12 protein-coding genes are annotated in these 14,144 nt (G+C 70.5%); 6 read left to right on the forward strand and 6 right to left on the reverse strand.

Annotated elements, in window-relative coordinates:
• The first annotated feature begins 24 nt into the window (after nt 1-24).
• On the forward strand, nt 25-729 hold the full coding sequence (locus tag VHA73_04370) for a histidine phosphatase family protein (protein ID HVX17246.1): 705 nt from the start codon (nt 25-27) through the stop codon (nt 727-729).
• 20 nt (nt 730-749) lie between these two features.
• Here VHA73_04370 and VHA73_04375 read toward each other — a convergent pair whose 3' ends face one another.
• From VHA73_04375 to rimO, 3 genes are read right to left on the reverse strand one after another with little or no spacing between them, the layout of a single operon-like run.
• Nucleotides 750-2,048 (reverse strand): competence/damage-inducible protein A, encoded by a 1,299-nt coding sequence (locus VHA73_04375; protein ID HVX17247.1) that lies wholly within the window; start codon nt 2,046-2,048, stop codon nt 750-752.
• Nucleotides 2,049-2,052: 4 nt separating this feature from the next.
• Nucleotides 2,053-2,646, reverse strand: a complete 594-nt coding sequence (locus VHA73_04380; GenBank protein HVX17248.1) for a CDP-alcohol phosphatidyltransferase family protein — start codon at nt 2,644-2,646, stop codon at nt 2,053-2,055.
• Nucleotides 2,643-4,049 (reverse strand): 30S ribosomal protein S12 methylthiotransferase RimO, encoded by a 1,407-nt coding sequence (rimO, locus tag VHA73_04385; GenBank protein HVX17249.1) that lies wholly within the window; start codon nt 4,047-4,049, stop codon nt 2,643-2,645. The genes VHA73_04380 and rimO overlap by 4 nt, the downstream gene beginning before the upstream one ends.
• A 117-nt stretch (nt 4,050-4,166) precedes the next feature.
• On the opposite strand from rimO, the gene VHA73_04390 reads away from it, so the two are divergent.
• Genes VHA73_04390 through VHA73_04400 form a run of 3 tightly spaced genes read left to right on the forward strand, consistent with a single transcriptional unit; the run spans nt 4,167 to nt 6,806 of the window.
• Entirely contained in the window at nt 4,167-5,099 is a 933-nt protein-coding gene (locus VHA73_04390) for an ABC transporter ATP-binding protein (GenBank protein ID HVX17250.1), read from the forward strand.
• Nucleotides 5,100-5,106: 7 nt separating this feature from the next.
• Complete coding sequence (locus tag VHA73_04395; protein HVX17251.1) at nt 5,107-5,967, forward strand: ABC transporter permease; 861 nt, start codon at nt 5,107-5,109, stop codon at nt 5,965-5,967.
• The gene (locus VHA73_04400) at nt 5,964-6,806 is read left to right on the forward strand and encodes an ABC transporter permease (protein HVX17252.1); all 843 of its coding nucleotides are present in this window, start codon (nt 5,964-5,966) and stop codon (nt 6,804-6,806) included. Before VHA73_04395 ends, VHA73_04400 begins: the two co-directional genes overlap by 4 nt.
• A gap of 48 nt (nt 6,807-6,854) precedes the next feature.
• Here VHA73_04400 and VHA73_04405 read toward each other — a convergent pair whose 3' ends face one another.
• From VHA73_04405 to VHA73_04415, 3 genes are all read right to left on the reverse strand, one after another.
• A complete protein-coding gene (locus VHA73_04405) occupies nt 6,855-7,277 on the reverse strand; it encodes a ClpX C4-type zinc finger protein (GenBank protein HVX17253.1) in 423 nt (140 codons plus the stop codon).
• Nucleotides 7,278-7,378: 101 nt separating this feature from the next.
• On the reverse strand, nt 7,379-7,897 hold the full coding sequence (locus VHA73_04410) for a DUF4395 domain-containing protein (GenBank protein HVX17254.1): 519 nt from the start codon (nt 7,895-7,897) through the stop codon (nt 7,379-7,381).
• A 63-nt stretch (nt 7,898-7,960) separates the two neighbouring features.
• A complete protein-coding gene (locus VHA73_04415) occupies nt 7,961-10,480 on the reverse strand; it encodes a DNA translocase FtsK (protein HVX17255.1) in 2,520 nt (839 codons plus the stop codon).
• Nucleotides 10,481-10,827: 347 nt separating this feature from the next.
• Between VHA73_04415 and VHA73_04420 the strand changes: the two genes are divergently transcribed.
• Nucleotides 10,828-11,601, forward strand: a complete 774-nt coding sequence (locus VHA73_04420; GenBank protein HVX17256.1) for an ABC transporter ATP-binding protein — start codon at nt 10,828-10,830, stop codon at nt 11,599-11,601.
• A 6-nt stretch (nt 11,602-11,607) separates the two neighbouring features.
• Nucleotides 11,608-14,142, forward strand: a complete 2,535-nt coding sequence (locus VHA73_04425; protein HVX17257.1) for an FtsX-like permease family protein — start codon at nt 11,608-11,610, stop codon at nt 14,140-14,142.
• The last annotated feature ends 2 nt before the right edge of the window (nt 14,143-14,144 follow it).

Genomic DNA, 14,144 nt, shown 5'->3' on the forward strand with positions numbered 1-14,144 from the left:
GCGCCGCTCGGCCATGATCATGGGGTGAGCGACACACCTGAGGAGACCGAGGCCGAGTTCCGCCAGCCTGCATTCGAGCCGCCGCCCGGGGCCGCGCAGCTGCTGCTGGTGCGCCACGGCGAGTCCGCGCCGTACCGCCACGGCGAACCGTTCCCGCTGGTCGGTGGGCAGGGCGACCCGCCGTTGCACCCCGTCGGCGAGGAACAGGCCGAGCGGGTGGGCGAGCGGTTGGCCCACGAGGACCTCGCCGCGATCTACGTCACCACGCTCCAGCGCACGGCGCAGACCGCCGCGCCGCTCGCGGAACGACTCGGGTTGATCCCGGTGGTGGAGGCCGATCTGCGGGAGGTGCATCTCGGCGAGTGGGAGGGCGGCGAGTTCCGCAAGCACGTCGCCCACGGGCACCCCGCCGCCCTCGCCGCGTTCGAGGCCGGCTCGTGGGACCCGATCCCCGGCGCCGAGCAGGCCGTCGATCTCGAAGCGCGGGTGCGGGCTGCCGTCAACCGGATCGCGGCCGCCCACGCCGATCAGTGCGTGGCCGTGTTCAGCCACGGCGGGGTCATCAGCCAGATCGCCGCGATCGCCACCGGCGGCCGCCCGTTCTCGTTCCTCACGGACAACGCAGCCGTGTCGCACCTCGTGGTCGACGCCGATCAGCGGTGGCTGCTGCGCACGTACAACGACACCACCCACCTCCACCCCGGGCTCACCCGCCGCACCCCCCGCTGAAGATCCCCGAGGGTGGGAGGTCAGGCGCCGAAGACCTTGGGGGCGGTGGGGGCCTCGCCGCGGGCGTCGGCCAGCAAGCGATGGCGGAGCAAGTCGAGCGCGGTGATCACCGTGAACTGGCGGACGCGGTCGCGATCGCCGGGCAGGGTCAGGCGGCGGGACACGACGTCGTCGTCGGCCATCGCCAGCCCCACGAAGACCGTGCCGGGACGTTCGCCGTCTTGCTCGTCGGGCCCGGCCACACCGGTCACGGCCAGGCCGATGTCGGCACCCACCACCCGGCGCGCCCCCGTCGCCATGGCCTCGACGGCGGAAGCGGACACGACGGGCCCGGCGGGGACGTCGAGCAAGTCGTGCTTCACCTCGCTGGCGTACGACACCACGCCACCCACGAACGACCGGCTGGCGCCCGCCACGTTGGTGATCCGGGCGCCGATCAGGCCACCAGTGAGCGACTCGGCCAACGCGAGCGTGGCTCCGCGATCGCGGAGCAGGCGGAGCACGGCGTACTCCATGGTCTCGTCGTCGACGCCGAACACGAGGTCGCCGAGCAGCTGCCGGAGCGTCGCCTCCTCTGGCTCGACGATCGAGCGGGCCGCCGCTTCGGTCTCCGCCTTCGCCGTGATCCGGACTTTGATGCCCTCCATGCCACTCGCGAGGAACGCGAGGGTGGGCGTACCGATCGAATCGAGCTCCTCGACGCGGCCCGCCAGCCGCTCGGCCAACCCCGACTCGCTGTCACCCCAGGTGCGCAGCGTGCGGCTCACGATCGTGGCGGTCACCCCGGCGCGACGTTTGAGGTCGGGCAGGACCGCCCGCTCGATCATCTCGTACAGCTCGTACGGCACGCCCGGCACCGCGTAGATGACCTTCGGGCTGTCGTCGCCCCCGTCGCCCACCGGGCAGATCAGGCCGGGCGCGGTGCCGCGGGCCTGCGGGATGATCGTGGCGCCGTCGGGCACGTCGGCTTGGCGCAGGTTGTTCTCGGGCATCGGCCGGTTGCGCGACGAGAACATGGCGCCGATCACGTCGACCAGCGCCGGGTCGCGATGCAGATCGACGCCCATCACCTGGGCGATCGCGTCGCGGGTGATGTCGTCCTGGGTCGGCCCGAGGCCGCCGCACACGATGACCGCGTCGCTGCGATCGAGCGCGGCGGTGAGCACGGCGACGATGCGGTCGAGGTTGTCACCGACCTTGGTCTGCTGCAGGCAATCGATGCCGGCCAGCGCCAGCTGCTCACCGAGCCAGGATGAGTTGGTGTCGACGATCTGCCCGAGGAGCAGCTCGGTGCCGACCGCCACGACCTCGCAGCGCATGTGGCTACGCGGTGCGGGTCTCGGCCATCGAGGTGGCGGCCGCCCGCCCGTCGAGGACGTACTGGAGGCCCGACACCACCGTCATGGCCACGGCGACCCACAGGACGGTGATGCCGATGCCGGGATGCCCGGCCGTGAGCGGCGCCAGCACCAACCCGACGGCAAGCTCCTGCACGAAGGTCTTGGCCTTGGCTGAACGGCGGGCGGGAACAGCCAACCCCCGGCGGCCCCAGTACGACCGGTACGCGCTGATGCCGAGCTCGCGGGCGCAGATGATCGCCACCGGCACCCACGAAAAGACGTCCTGGTGGACGAGGGTGAACAGTGCGCCCAACACCAGGAACTTGTCGGCCAGCGGATCGAGGAACGCACCGGACCGGGTGGCGCCGTGACGCCGGGCGATGATCCCGTCGAGCCCGTCGGACCCGGCGAGGATGAACGCCAGCAGGAACGTGGACCACGCGACCCGGTTCTGGACCATGGCCAGGATCAACAGCGGCACGCCCGCGATCCGGGCGAGCGTGATGCAGTTGGCCCACGTGAGCAACGCAGAGGCGCCGTACCGCCAGGTTCGGCTCGTCGTGGTCACGTCGGTCATGGGTCCCCCGGCTCCCGTTCGAGGTCCGCGGCGAGGTCGGGACCCGCCGCCCCGACCACCCGCAACGTATGAAAGCTACCGGGCCGGAGCGACGGTGGCACTCGGACCACGCCATCGATCTCCGGTGCTTCCCGGTGTGTCCTACCCACGCCGGGTGAGTCCACGAGCACTTCGACCCGTGCACCGAGCATTTCGTCACGTTTTCGTGCGGTGATCTCGTCCTGCAGTTCGGTCAGCTCGGCCATCCGCTCCTCGACCAGCGCCGGGGGGACCTGACCGTCGAGGTCGTACGCGTACGTCCCCTCCTCCGCTGAGTACCGGAAGAAGCCACACCAGTCGACTTGCGCCTCCGCCACGAACTGCAGCAGCGCGTCGTGGTCGGCCTCCGTCTCACCCGGGTAGCCGACGATGAAGTTCGAACGGAATGCGGCGTCCGGCGCCTGGGCGCGGATGTCGGCGATGCGGTCGAGGAAGCGCTCGCCGTCGCCCCAGCGGCGCATTCGCCGCACCAGCGGGCGCGACACGTGCTGGAGCGACAAGTCGAAGTACGGCACGCCGGTGGCCAGCACCGCGTCGACCAGCGCGTCGGTCAGATCCGACGGATACAGGTAGAGCAGCCGTGTGCGGGGGACCCGGGCCGCCACCGCCTGCACCAACGGCACGATCGAGCGTTCGCCGCGGCCCTGGTCGCGCCCGAACGACGCCAGGTCCTGGGCCACGAGCACGATCTCTTGGGCGGCGAGCTGGTCGACCTCGGCGAGGATCGTGTCGATCGAGCGTGAGCGTTGCGGGCCACGGAAGCTCGGGATGGCACAGAACCCGCATGCCCGGTCGCACCCCTCGGCCACCTTCACGTACGCCCACGGAACTTCCGATGCCGGCCGCGGCAGGTTCAACAGGTCAAAGTCGGGGACGGCGGCCGACCGGGCGGCGGGCCGGGCCCCGATCGTGACGGCGACGCCCTCGGGCGCCGGGTCCACCGCGCCGGCGTTCGGCGCCAGCAGGTTGACGGACTGCCCGAAACCGGCCACGAGGTCGACTTCGGGCAGCTCTGCGGCCAACTCGTCGCCGTAGCGTTCGGCGAGGCAGCCAGTGACCACCAGGCGGGCGCCGTCGCGCCGGGCGCCGGCCGCGGCGAGGATCGCCTCGACCGACTCTTCGCGCGCCGCGTCGATGAACGCGCAGGTGTTGACCACCACCAGGTCGGCGTCCTCCACCGACGCCGCCGCGGTGAGCCCGTCGGCCTGCAAGGTGCCGGTGAGCTTGTCGGAGTCGACCTGGTTCTTCGGGCAACCCAGCGTGGTGACGTGGAAGGACCCGGTGTGCGACCCCCCGTCCCGGCGTCGGGGTGAGGTGCGCGGTGACCGGCTCGACGACGGACTCGACGACATGGTGGTGCTCATCCTCCCATGCCTGTCCGCCCCACCCCAGCCGGGACCCGGGTCACCAAGCGACGAAATGGGTGACCGGAACCCGTGACGCGGTCGTTAGTGTCGTGCGCCGTGTCGGGGTCGAGTGCCGTGCCGGGGGCACCTCTGTTGATCGAAGCCCGCGGGCTCACCAAGAGGTTCGGGTCGTTCGTCGCGGTCGACGCGATCGACTTCGGCGTCCGGCCCGGCGAAGCGTTCGGGTTCCTCGGCCCGAACGGCGCCGGCAAGTCGTCGACCATGCGAATGCTCGGCACGGTCTCGCCGGTCACCGAGGGCACGTTGCGGATCCTCGGCCTCGATCCAGCCTCCGACGGCGCCGCCATCCGGGCCCGGCTCGGCGTCGTGCCCCAAGAGGACACCCTCGACATGGAGCTCACGGTCGAGGACAACCTCTACATCTACGGCCGCTACTTCGGGCTGGCGAAAGCGCGCATCCGCGAGCGCACCGACGAGTTGCTCGACTTCGTGCAGCTCACCGAGCGGCGCGACTCCAAGGTCGACCCGCTGTCGGGAGGCATGAAGCGCCGACTCACGATCGCCCGCGCGCTGATCAACGATCCCGAGATCGTGTTGCTCGACGAACCGACCACCGGCCTCGACCCGCAGGCCCGGCATCTCGTGTGGGACCGGCTCTACCGGCTCAAGCAGCAGGGCGTCACGCTCGTGCTCACCACCCACTACATGGACGAGGCCGAACAGCTCTGTGACCGGCTGGTGGTGATGGACCAGGCCAAGATCGTGGCCGAAGGGTCGCCGCGAGGGCTGATCGAGCAGTGGTGTGAGCGCGAAGTCGTCGAGCTGCGCTTCGCCATCGACACCAACGAAGCCGCGGCCGACAAGCTCGAGGGGGTGGCCGCCCGCATCGAGGTGCTGCCCGACCGCGTGCTCCTGTCCGCCGACGACGGCGACGCCACCCTCGCAGAAGTCGAACGGCGCGGGTTGCAGCCGCTCGGCGCGGTGGTGCGCCGGTCGTCGCTCGAAGACGTGTTCCTCCGGCTGACCGGCCGGACGCTGGTCGACTGAAGCCCACATGGCTGCCGTCGCTGCCCCCGTCCCGGCCGGAGACGCCGCACCCTCCGGCGAGCTGCGACCGCTCGCCGCTCCCGCCCGCCCCTGGCGAGGCGTGTTCGGTTACTACCTCGTCGCCTACAAGCGCACGTGGCGGGCGTCGCTGTTCAGCAGCTTCGGCAACCCGATCCTGTACCTGCTGGCGCTCGGCTACGGGTTGGGCGACCTGGTCGACAAGGGCCACGCCACCGGCGCGTCGGCATCACTCCCCCATGGGGTGGGCTATCTCGCCTACCTGGCGCCGGGGCTGCTGGCCGCCACGATGATGCAGACCGCGGCGAACGAGTGCACGTATCCCGTGTTCGCCGCCATCAAGTGGCTCCACATCTATGACGGCATGCTGGCGAGCCCGATCGGTGTCCGGGCGGTGGTCACGGGCGAGCAGCTCTGGGTGGCGGCCCGCCTCACCATGAACAGCGCGGTGTTCGTGGCCGTGATGGCGGCGTTCGGCGCGGCCCACTCACCGTGGTTGCTCGCCGCGCTCCCCGCGTCGGTGCTGACCGGTCTCGCCTTCACGTCGCCGATCGCGGCGTTCAGCGCGGCGCAGGAGAACGACTCGAACTTCTCGGCCCTGTTCCGCTTCGGCGTCATGCCGATGTTCTTGTTCTCCGGCACGTTCTTCCCGGTCGACCAGTTGCCCGCCGCGCTCCGGCCACTCGCCTGGATCACGCCGCTGTGGCATGGCGTCGACCTCTGTCGCACACTCGCGCTCGGCACCGCACACCTCGGCATGACCGCGTTGCACGTCGCCTACTTGCTGGCCTGGTTCGCCGCCGGGTTCGCCATGGCGTTGCGCACGTTCCGCAAGCGGTTGGCCGAATGACCGCCGTCGACCAGCAGCAGGCACCGCCGCCCGGGTCGGCTTCGATGGTGGCCCGCATCGTGCCGCCGTTCCTGCTCGGCCGGCGCCGCGCCGCACTGCTGATCGAGCGCAACCTGCTGGTGTTCAAACGCACGTGGGTCGTGATCGTGGGCGGATTGTTCGAGCCGCTGTTCTTCCTCGGCTCCATCGGCGTGGGCATCGGCGCGCTGGTCGGACACCTGGGAGGCGGTGGCCACGAGCTCACCTACACGCAGTTCGTCGCGCCGGGCCTGATGGGCGCCGCCGCGATGAACGGTGCCGTGTACGAATCGACGTTCAACATCTTCTTCAAGCTCAAGTACGCCAAGACGTACGACGCCGTGCTGGCCACCCCCTTGAACGTCGCCGACGTCGCAGTGGGCGAGATCGGTTGGGCGTTGCTGCGCGGCGGGGCGTACGCAGTGGTGTTTCTCGCGGTGATGGCGGTGATGGGGTTGCCGACGTCGTGGTGGGCGCTCGTCGCCGTGCCCGCCGCGGTGCTGATCGGCTTCGCGTTCGCCGCCGCGGGCATGGCAGCAACGTCGTACATGACCACGTGGCAGGACTTCGACCTCGTCCAGATGGCCATCGTGCCGATGTTCTTGTTCTCGGCCACGTTCTCGCCGCTGGCCACGTACCCGCCCGCGGTGCAGTGGATCGTCCGGCTCACGCCGCTGTACCACGGCGTGGTGCTGTTGCGTGACCTGACGTTCGGCGCGCTCGGCTGGTCGACGCTCGGCCATGCCGTGTACCTCGCGATCATGGGCGTGCTGTGCCTCCAGATCGCCATCCGCCGCCTCGGCCGCCTCCTCTGCGTGTAGCACGGCCGCGTCACCGCGGCCCGGTGCGCCCGCGGCCGGTCGACGACCTCAGAGCTGCGGAGCGAAGCGCTCCCAGGCCGACTGGCGGGTCATGCCGAGGGCGGACCCGATCCGCGCCCACGACACGCCGCGTTCGCGCAGCTGGCCGACCCACGCCACCAGGCTGGTCTCGACCCGGTCGACCGACGCTGCCAGGCCGGGCAGCGCGGCCAACAACTCGTCGTCAGAGAGCGATGCCCACGGCGGCACCCATTCGGCCGGCGCGCTGCCGCCCGACGAACCCGCGTGTGCGGCCAGCACGTCATGGCACAGGCCGATGCAGACGTCACAGATGTACACGCCGGGCCCGGCCACGAGCTTGGCCACCTCCGCGCTCGACTTGGTGCAGAACGAGCACCGGAAGACTCGATCGCGCTCGGTCGAGCGGCTCGTGGTGGCAGTGGACGACGTGGTCGTGGATGCCGATGGCATGGTGATCCCCCTGATCAGTCCGGCCGCCCTGCAGCAGCCGATGTGTCAGGGTGAACCTTACAATGTCAGGTTGCACCTGACAAGCGCCGGTCGGTGGCGGTTCAGCCGGCAGGTGTGGGCTGGCGGAGCTGCAAGTTGTTGCACGCCTCGCACACCGATTCGGGGACGATCCCAGCCGCCATCAACTTGGCGAAGATCGCGCAGCCGAGGCAGAACGCGAACACCGACTCGAGCGCGGCGGCGGCGGTGATCAGGGCGACCAACACCCACGCCACGATCGGCACACCAGCGAAGTACGCGATGACCGCGCCGACCGACAACGTGGCGCCGATCCCCTGCGCAAACCGCTTCGGCGGGCCGGGGACGAGCTTGGGGCGTGCGAGGCCCGACCGGTCGAGTCCGGGCGCGACCACGCGGGTGGCCACTTGGCCGAGCGGGCTGAGGGTGGGGCCGGTGAGCACACGGGCGACGAAGCCCGCTGCCAACACCGCCAGCAACCACGGCGACCGGGTGATCAGGGTGGCCACCGTCAACAGCACCACGCCGCCGGCCACCGTGCGCGCCGCGACCTCGTTGACCGGGTCGGGAAACGAGAACAGGCGAGACGAGAGTTGGCGCATGCCAAAACCCTACCGATCCGGTCGGGATTTGCACCAGCGCGCAGCCGGCAGCCCGCCGGTGACTCAGAACGCGGGGTCGTCGACGTCGGGCGCGCCGGCGCCGTCGCCGAGGTCGCCGCCTGTGCCGCCGTCGAGCTCCTCGGGGCGCATCAACACCGCCCGGGCCTTCGAGCCTTCTGACGGGCCGACGACACCGCGCTGCTCGAGCAGGTCCATCAAGCGGCCGGCCCGGGCGAACCCGACCCGGAGCTTGCGCTGCAGCATCGACGTGGAGCCGAGTTGCGAGCGGACCACCAGCTCCATCGCCTGGGCGAGCAGCTCGTCGTCATCATCGTCGCTGCCGCCGCCGAGCCCGCCACCGCTCGGCGGGCCCTCGTCCGTGCCTTGGACCTCGTCGTCGTACGCGACATCGGGCGCTTGGCGCTTCCAGTGCGCGACCGCCGCGCGGACTTCGTCTTCGGTGACCCACGACCCTTGGATGCGCCGCGGCACCGACGACGCCGGACCCAACAACAACATGTCGCCCTTGCCGAGCAAGCGCTCTGCGCCGGGCTGGTCGAGGATGACCCGGGAGTCCTGCAACGACGACACCGCGAAGGCCCAGCGAGCCGGGATGTTGGCCTTGATCACGCCGGTGATCACGTTGACCGAAGGGCGTTGGGTGGCGATCACGAGGTGCACACCGACGGCCCGCGCCATCTGCGCGATGCGGGTGATCGACGCTTCGACGTCGCGGGCGGCGACCATCATCAGGTCGTTCAGCTCGTCGACCACCACCACGATGAACGGCAGACGCTCGTACGTGCGACCGGTGCCGAAGTCGGGTGGTGGGCTGCCGTCGGGGCCCGGCTCGGTGAGATCGCCACGGTCGTACGCCGCGTTGTACCCGGCGATGTCACGGACGCCGACCTCGGCCAGCAGGTCGTAGCGCCGCTCCATCTCGCGCACGGCCCAGGCCAGTGCGTTGGCAGCCTTCTTGGGATTGGTGACGACTTCGGTGAGCAAGTGCGGCAGCCCGTTGTACTGGCCGAGCTCGACCCGCTTCGGGTCGACCAGGATCATGCGGACCTGGTCGGGGGTCGTCCGCATCAGCAGCGAGGTCATGATCGAGTTGATGCATGACGACTTGCCCGCGCCGGTGGCACCGGCGATGAGCACGTGGGGCATCGACGCCAAGTTCGCGAGCACCGGCTTGCCGGCGATGTCGCGGCCGACGGCGACTTCGAGGGGGTGCTTCGCCTTTGCCGCTTCGTCGGACGCGAGGATGTCGCCGACGGTGACCAGCTGCTTGCGGGCATTGGGGACCTCGACCCCGATGGCCTGGCGCCCGGGGATGGGGGCGAGGATCCGGACATCGGGGGTGGCCATCGCGTACGCGATGTCGCGGTTGAGACTGGTGACCCGGGCGACTTTCACGCCGGGGCCCAACTCCAGCTCGAAACGGGTCACGGTGGGGCCGACCGTCATGCCGACCAGGCGGGTCTCCACACCGTGCTCGGCCAGCGCGTTCTCCAGCGTGCGGCCGGTCTCCTCGAGGCTCTTGCGGTCGACCTGCAACGTGCCGGTGCGCTGGAGGAGCTTGGCCGGCGGCAGCTTCCACGACGACGGGCGCGCGCCCGGACCCAGCGGGATCTCGAGCTGCTCCGTGGGGCCGTCGGGGGCCTTAGCCCCGCGCCGGCCCTTCTTGGCGATGGTCGCGCTGTCCTGGTCGAACGGCGTCTCGGCCCCCGCAGGCACCGCCTCGGCGGGCTGGTCGGCAACGGTGTCGAGGTCGCCTGCCGGGTCGAGCGCGCCCGGCCCGTCGCTCGCTGGCGCGTCAGCCTCGCCGGGGCGCTCGGTTCTGGCTGGCCCGACTCGGAACAACGACCCGAGTCGCCTGCGGGCCGCGGAGCCTGCCGGTCGCATGCCGCCCGCGGCCGCCTCCGTGGCCGTCCGCAAGCTGACACCGGTGATCAGCACGACCGCGAGCACACCGATGAGCACCAGCACGAGCACCGCGCCCCACGTGGCGGCCACGGCGCGCAGCGGGTTGCCGATGACCGCGCCGATGAGGCCCGCGGCGTGGGAGAGCTCGTGGAGCGGCGCGTCGAAGTGGGGTGCACCGCGGCCGAGGTGGAGCAAACCCATGAGGGCCACGGCACCGAGCGCCGCACCGAGCCCCCGGCGCAGTCCGGCGTGCGGGCTCGGGAGCGGCCGGGTCACCTCGTCGGAGCTCGAGGCCGGGGCTCGTTTCGCTTCCTCGTCGCCGCCCCGCCGACCCCGGATGAGCAGCACGCCGATGACGAGCAGCGCGGGCGGCACGAGGATGCGCACCACCCCCACCAGGGCACCGAACGCCGTGTTGAGACCCCGGCCGATCGGGCCGGCCTGGTGTGCGTAGATGCCGAACCCGGCGAGCAACCCGACGCCCAGGCACACCAGGCCGAGTAGGTCGGCGCGGTGGCCTTCGGTGGCGTGCACCAACAAGCGCAGCCCGCGACGGTACGACGGCTCGCGGCGCTGCTTGCGAGCCGGCGAGCCGCGGCGGGCGTTCTTGCCTCGGCGCGGAGCGGAACGGGACCGGCTCCGTTTGGTCGCGGTCACAGTGCGGCCACGGTACCAGTGAGGTGTGACCGTGCCGTGGATGCGCCGGGGCGGCGCGGGTGGCCTCGGCGACCCGCCGAAACACCCGGAACCGGGCGGGGTGCGACACAAATCACACCGAGTCGCCCCGGGAACGCGATGGCCAACTCCCCGCCGCGTCGCCCAGACTCGTGGGGTCGATCCTGCGACCCGGGGTCGACCCCGAGAAGTCTCGGGGCGAGCTGGGGGAAATTCCCGATGGTGGCGGCCGGCGGGTCCCGCGACGATGTGCATTGGTCGTGTAACCAGGTGAACCGGTTCTGGGACCACCTCGACCGCAGCCCCCGACCCGAATGGACGGATCCCCTGTGACGTCAGCTCCTCTCACCGAACCCGCCGGGCCGCCCACCACCCAACCACCGCTCGCGGCCCGTGCCGTCGACGCGGTCAAGCAGTACGGCTCGGGCCCCACGGCAGTGCGCGCGCTCGATGGCGTGAGCGTCGACCTGGCCGCTGGCCAGTTCACCGCGGTGATGGGGCCGTCGGGGTCCGGCAAGTCCACCCTGATGCACTGCCTTGCCGGTCTCGAGACGCTGACGAGCGGCAAGGTGTTCATCGGCAACATCGACCTGTCGACGCTCAACGACAAGCAGCTCACGCGACTGCGACGCGACAAGGTCGGCTTCGTCTTCCAGTCGTTCAACCTGGTCTCGACGCTGACCGCCGCCGAGAACATGACGCTGCCGCTGACCCTCGCCGGCGAGAAGCCCGACAAGGACTGGTACGACGAGGTGATCGCCACCATCGGGCTCGCCGACCGCCTCAAGCACCGGCCGAGCGAACTGTCCGGCGGCCAACAGCAGCGCGTGGCGGTCGCCCGCGCCCTGCTGGCCCGACCGGCGATCATCTTCGCCGACGAGCCCACCGGCAACCTCGACTCCCGTTCGGGAGCCGAAGTCCTCGACTTCCTGCGCCGCGCCGTCGACCAGTACGGCCAGACCATCGTGATGGTCACCCACGATCCACTCGCCGCCGGCCGGGCCGACCGCGCGCTGTTCCTCGCAGATGGCCGGCTCGTCGACGAGATGGCCGACCCCTCGGCCGACCGAGTGCTCGATCGTATGAAACGACTCGGGGACTGATCCGCTGTGTTCCGCACCGCGCTGAAGGACCTGGCCCACCGCAAGCTGCGACTCGTCGCCACGGCCGTGGCCGTGGTGCTCGGGGTCGCGTTCGTCGCCGGCACGTACGTCCTCACCGACACCGTCAGCCGGTCGTTCGACGACCTGTTCGCGAGCGTCGACAAGACCACCGACGTCGTGGTCCGATCTGCCCGCACGGTCGGCGACGACGGCTTCGGCGGCCAAAAGACGCGCGCCCAGATCAGCGACTCGTTCGTGAAGGCCGTGGCCAGCGTGCCCGGGGTGCGCAGCGCGCAAGGCCACATCCAGGGCTACGCGCAGCTCCTCGACCAGCAGGGTGACCCGATCGGCAACCCGCGCAACGGCGCGCCGGTGCTCGGCCTCGCGTGGGACCCCGATCCCACCCTCAACCCCTTCCGATTCGTGGCGGGCGGCCCGCCGCACGCCGACGGCCAGGTCGTGATCGACAAGCGATCAGCCGACAAGGGCCCCTTCAAGGTCGGTGACCCGATCGGGATCCTAACCCAGGTCGGGCAAGTCAAGGCAACGGTCGTGGGCATCGCCCGGTTCGGTTCCGCCAACAGCCCCGGCGGCGCATCGGTGGCGCTGTTCAACCCGCCCCAAGCCGCGCGAGTGCTCGGCCAACCGGGCAAGGTCGACTCGGTGCTGGTGGCTGCCGACCCCGGCATCTCCCAAACGACGCTCGCCAGCCGGATCCAGCACACGTTGCCCGGCAACCTCGAAGCGGTGACCGGCGCCAAGATCACCAAGGAAGACCAGGATTCGGTCAAGAGCTTCCTCGGCTTCTTCAGCACGTTCCTGCTCGTGTTCGGGATCGTGGCCTTGATCGTGGGCGCGTTCATCATCGTCAACACGTTCTCGATCATCGTGGGACAGCGAACCCGCGAGCTCGCCTTGATGCGTGCACTGGGTGCCACCTCGCGACAAGTGATGGCCTCGGTGCTGGTGGAAGCGCTGGCGGTGGGTGTCATCGCCTCCGCGGCCGGTCTCGGTCTCGGGATCTTGGCCGCGGCCGGCCTGCGGTCGCTGCTCGCGAGCTTCGGCGTGGAGTTCCCGCCGGCACCGCTCGTCGTCGCGACGCGCACCGTGGTGGTCAGCGTGCTGATCGGCACGGTGATCACGTTGCTCTCTGCCCTGTTCCCGGCCCGCAAGGCCGCGCGGGTCGCGCCGATCGAGGCGATGCGCGCGGTCGAGGTCGACGACACGGGGCACTCGAAGATGCGGCTGGCCGTCGGGATCGTGCTCATCGGGATCGCCGCGCTGCTGGTCGGTTCCGGCGTCAGCGGCAGCAACCCGCTGCGGGTGGGGCTCGGCGCCGGCGTCACGCTGCTCTCGTTCGTGGTCCTCGGCCCAATCCTGTCCAACGTGCTGGGTACCGTGATCGGCACCCCGATCGCCTGGCTCCGCGGCATCTCGGGGCAACTGGCGAAGGAGAACACGGTCCGCAACCCCCGGCGCACCGCGTCGACCGCGTCGGCGCTGATGATCGGCGTCGCGCTGGTGGCGTTCATCACGGTGTTCGCGTCGTCGGTGAAGGCGTCGCTCAACGACACCATCACCAACAACTTCCGGGGCGACTTCGTCGTGAGCAGCAAGGCCCTCGTGTTGCCCGACCAACTGGTGACCAAGCTCGACGCGCTGCCCCAGCTCCAGCACGTCGTGGCGATGGCCGAGGCACAGTTCACCTCCGACGTGGCCAGCCGCGCCATGGCCACCGATCCCGCCGCATTCGCCGAGATCTTCCACCTCGACATCAAGCAGGGCAGCCTGCGCCACCTCGGTGTGGACGGCATGGCGGTCACGCAGTCCAAAGCCGACCAGCGCCACCTGCAGATCGGCTCCAAGGTGCACGCCACGTACATCGACGGCTCGCGGCACACCTTCACGGTGCGGGCGATCGTGGCCGACAGCGGCGCGATCCCTTCGGCGATCATCGATCAGCGGGCCGCCGTCGGAGCCAACCGCCAGAGCGGGGTCGACCAGATCCTGGTGAAGGACGCGCCAGGGGTCGGGGCCGACCGGGCGCACGCCGCCATCAAGAAGGTGATCGCCGGCTATCCGGTCGCCGAGGTGCAGACCGCCAAGGAGTTCGCCGACGGCATCGGGAGCCAGCTCAACGGCATGTTGAACATGGTGTACGCCTTGCTGGCGCTCGCCGTGCTGATCGCGCTGGTCGGCATCGCCAACACGCTGGGTCTGTCGATCCTCGAACGGACCCGTGAACTCGGTGTGCTCCGTGCGGTGGGGATGTCCCGGGCGCAGGTGCGCTCGACGATCCGATGGGAAGCGGTGCTCATCGCCGCGGCCGGCACCGTGCTCGGCCTGGCGTTGGGCCTCGGCGCGTCGATCGCCGTGCTCGAGGCGATCCCGAGCGATCAAGGCCTGACGTCGATCCGCATCCCGTTCCAGCAGCTGATCAACGTCGCCATCATCGGCGTGGTGGTCGGGATCATCGCGTCGATCTGGCCAGGCCGCCGCGCGGCAAAGCTCGACGTGCTCCAAGCCATCGCCACCGAGTAGCG

This window comes from Acidimicrobiales bacterium (assembly GCA_035547835.1).
Taxonomy (GTDB): domain Bacteria; phylum Actinomycetota; class Acidimicrobiia; order Acidimicrobiales; family Iamiaceae; genus DASZTW01.

What these genes read in the sequence shown, in the direction of transcription:
- VHA73_04375 (HVX17247.1), bottom strand. Translation starts at nt 2,048, where the DNA reads ATGCGCTGCGAGGTCGTGGCGGTCGGCACCGAGCTGCTCCTCGGGCAG.
- VHA73_04380 (HVX17248.1), bottom strand. Translation starts at nt 2,646, where the DNA reads ATGACCGACGTGACCACGACGAGCCGAACCTGGCGGTACGGCGCCTCT.
- rimO (HVX17249.1), bottom strand. Translation starts at nt 4,049, where the DNA reads ATGAGCACCACCATGTCGTCGAGTCCGTCGTCGAGCCGGTCACCGCGC.
- VHA73_04395 (HVX17251.1), top strand. Translation starts at nt 5,107, where the DNA reads ATGGCTGCCGTCGCTGCCCCCGTCCCGGCCGGAGACGCCGCACCCTCC.
- VHA73_04400 (HVX17252.1), top strand. Translation starts at nt 5,964, where the DNA reads ATGACCGCCGTCGACCAGCAGCAGGCACCGCCGCCCGGGTCGGCTTCG.
- VHA73_04405 (HVX17253.1), bottom strand. Translation starts at nt 7,277, where the DNA reads ATGCCATCGGCATCCACGACCACGTCGTCCACTGCCACCACGAGCCGC.
- VHA73_04410 (HVX17254.1), bottom strand. Translation starts at nt 7,897, where the DNA reads ATGCGCCAACTCTCGTCTCGCCTGTTCTCGTTTCCCGACCCGGTCAAC.